Raw genomic sequence first — 713 nt, forward strand, 5'->3', positions numbered from 1 at the left:
CCCTGCTCGCGCGGGCCGTAGCTGCTGCCCTTGCGCCCGCCAAACGGCACGTGGTAGTCCACACCCGCTGTGGGCAGGTTGACCATGACCATGCCGGCCTGGCTGTGGCGCTTGAAGTGGGTGGCGTACTTGAGGCTGGTGGTGGCGATGCCGGCCGACAGGCCGAACGGCGTGTCGTTGGACACGGCCAGGGCTTCTTCGTAGTCCTTGACGAGGATCACGCTGGCCACGGGGCCGAAGACTTCTTCGCGGTTGATGCGCATGCCGGCTTCGGTGTCCACGAACAGCGTGGGCGCCATGTAGTAGCCCTGCTTGCCGCTGCCGGTGTGGCAGGCCACGCGGGCGCCGCCAGCGGCCAGGCGTGCGCCTTCGGCCTTGGCGATTTCCACGTAGCTCAGGTCCTGCTCCAGCTGGGCCTGGCTGACCACGGGGCCCATGTCGGTGCCGGCGGCGCGTGCGTCACCGACCTTGATTTGGGCCATGCGCGCCTGCAGGGCCTCGATGAAGGCCGGGTAGATCTTGTCGGTCACGATCAGGCGGCTGGAGGCCGTGCAGCGCTGGCCCGTGGAGTAGAAGCCGCTCTGGGCCGACAGTTCCACGGCCTGGTTCAGGTCGGCATCGTCCAGCACGATCTGGGGGTTCTTGCCGCCCATTTCCAGCTGCACCTTCTTGCCGCTTTTGACGCAGGCTTCGGCAATGCCGCGGCCCACGCC

Annotated in this window: 1 protein-coding gene; it reads right to left on the reverse strand. The window is 67.9% G+C overall.

Features of this window, described 5'->3' with window-relative positions; all coding sequences use genetic code 11:
- Nucleotides 1–713, reverse strand: a 713-nt coding sequence (locus ACLBXN_RS24520) for an aldehyde dehydrogenase family protein (protein WP_447613874.1), incomplete at both ends; no start/stop codon positions are given.

This window comes from Comamonas sp. C24C, assembly GCF_053345995.1.